This is a genomic window from Synechococcus sp. R55.7 (assembly GCF_047461955.1).
Classification (GTDB): Bacteria; Cyanobacteriota; Cyanobacteriia; order Thermostichales; family Thermostichaceae; genus Thermostichus.
Genome location: NZ_JANSIC010000012.1, coordinates 13,368 through 15,573 on the forward strand (window position 1 = coordinate 13,368; position 2,206 = coordinate 15,573).

Here is a 2,206-nt window from a genome sequence, read left to right on the forward strand (position 1 = left end):
TTGGCTGTTGAAGCGGCTGAAAAAGGTGGTCTTTTCGATCTGGATGCCACCCTGCCCCTGATTGCCATTCAGTTTTTGCTGTTGGTGGCAGTGCTCAACTCCCTCTTCTATGAGCCGGTTACGCGGGCTATCGACAGCCGCAGCGACTACATCCGCACCACTCAAGCGGAAGCCCAAGAGCGGTTGGACAAGGCGGTGTCGTTGACCCGACAGTATGAGTCTGAGATCAGCCAGGCCCGCTTGCAAGCCCAGCAGGTGATCGCTGAGGCAGAGGCTGCAGCTGCTCGCATTCGTTCCGAGAAACTGGCTGCTGTGCAGGCAGAGATCCAGCAGAAGCTGGAGGCGGCGCGGCTACAGGTCGAGCAAGAGAAGCAGGCAGCCCTCGAACAGCTGCAGCAGCAGGTGGATGCCATTGCCGCCCAGATTACCCAGAAACTGTTGGGCAGTGCTCGTTAGATCGCTGGTTGGAAGTACTTTTGGAGGAGCTTGCGATGCCTGTGTGGAGTTGGGTGGCCGGTTGGATCTTGGCTGTGGCCGAGACCACGGAGCTACTCCCAGAAGCCAAGGCAGGAGAGGGGGATCTCTTGGCCAAGATTCTCGAGAGCAACCTGATCAACATCGCGATCATTCTCACCTTGCTGTTTATCTTGGGTCGCAAAGTGGTGGGAGAAGCCCTGGCCAAGCGGCGGGAGGGGATCCTAGAAGAACTGCGGCAGGCGGAGCAGCGCAAACAGGAAGCCATCGAGAAGCTGGCGGAGGAGCAGCAAAAGCTGGCCCAGGCTCAGCAGGAGGCTGAACGTATCCGCAAGCAGGCGGAAGCCAACGCCGAAGCCCGTCGGCAAGAGTTGTTGGAGCAGGCGGAGCGGGAAGTGGAGCGGCTGCGGGCCAATGCTGAGAAAGAGTTGTCCAGCGAGCAGGAGCGGGTTTTTCAGGAGTTGCGTCGGCAGATCGTTCGCCAAGCCCTGAGCAAGGTGGAGCAGGAGTTGCCGCAGCACCTCAACGAAGAGACCCACCGCAGCCTGATCGAGAAAGGGATCCAAATGATTGCCCGCTAACTCTCAAGGAGGAGAAAGGTATGATCAGCAGCACAATGGCTGAGAAGGTGGTGGATCCCTATGCCGAGGCTCTCATTGCTCTTGGGTCAGGCCAGGGATTGCTGGACACTTTTGCCGCCGATATGCGCTTTATTGCCGAGGTTTTGCGGGCTACGCCGGAGCTGGGCCAGTTTCTCGCCAACCCGGTGATCAAGGCCGAGGCCAAAAAGAACCTGCTGCAGCAAGTATTTGCCGATCAGATCCACCCTCTGCTGCTGAATGCGCTGAAGTTGTTGACCGACCGCCGCCGTATCATGTTTCTCGGGGCTGTCTGCCGGCGCTTTTTGGATCTGCAGCGGAAGCTCCAGAACATCGTCCTGGCCGAGGTGACGACGGCGATACCCTTGACGGAAGCTCAGCAGCAGTCAATTCGCGAGCGGGTGATGGACTTCACCCAGGCCAGCGGTGTGGAGTTGCAAGCCACTCAGGATCCGGAGCTGCTGGGAGGGGTGGTCATCAAGATTGGATCCCAGGTGATCGACCTCAGCTTGCGTGGACAGTTGCGCCGGCTTGCCTTGCAGTTGGCCTAAGTTGGTTTTTGAGGATCCCTTCCCATTACTTGAGAGGACTGCTATGCCTACCATTCGCCCAGACGAGATTAGCACCATCATCAAACAGCAGATTGAGCAGTACAACCAGGAGATGCAGGTCTCCAATGTGGGGACAGTTCTGCAGGTGGGGGATGGCATTGCCCGCATCTACGGTTTGGATAAGGTGATGGCCAGCGAGCTGCTGGAATTTGAGGATGGCACCACCGGTATTGCCCTCAACCTGGAAGAAGACAACATCGGTGCCGTGCTGATCGGCTCCGGGCGGAATATCCAAGAGGGATCCACCGTCAAATCCACGGGCAAAATCGCCAGCATCCCCGTGGGGGAAGCCCTCTTGGGCCGCGTGGTGGATCCCTTATGCAACCCCATTGACGGCAAAGGCCCGATCCAGTGTACGGAGTCTCGCCTGATCGAATCGCCAGCGCCTGGCATTGTCGATCGCCGCTCTGTGTACGAGCCCCTGCAAACCGGCATTACCGCCATCGATGCCCTGATTCCCATCGGGCGGGGGCAGCGGGAACTGATCATCGGCGACCGCCAAACCGGCAAGACCACCGTTGC

General features: G+C 58.7%; 3 protein-coding genes and 1 pseudogene. All 4 read left to right on the forward strand.

Translation table 11 applies throughout. The features are described from left to right. Positions 1–456: F0F1 ATP synthase subunit B' (locus NW820_RS01475; protein ID WP_414406488.1), on the forward strand; the 456-nt coding region annotated here is incomplete at its 5' end. A 35-nt stretch (positions 457–491) separates the two neighbouring features. Beyond that, on the forward strand, positions 492–1,055 hold the full coding sequence (locus NW820_RS01480) for a F0F1 ATP synthase subunit B (RefSeq protein ID WP_414349845.1): 564 nt from the start codon (positions 492–494) through the stop codon (positions 1,053–1,055). 20 nt (positions 1,056–1,075) lie between these two features. After that, the gene (gene atpH, locus NW820_RS01485) at positions 1,076–1,624 is read left to right on the forward strand and encodes an ATP synthase F1 subunit delta (protein ID WP_414330491.1); all 549 of its coding nucleotides are present in this window, start codon (positions 1,076–1,078) and stop codon (positions 1,622–1,624) included. A gap of 43 nt (positions 1,625–1,667) precedes the next feature. Further along, positions 1,668–2,206: pseudogene (locus NW820_RS01490) on the forward strand (F0F1 ATP synthase subunit alpha); the annotation flags it as partial.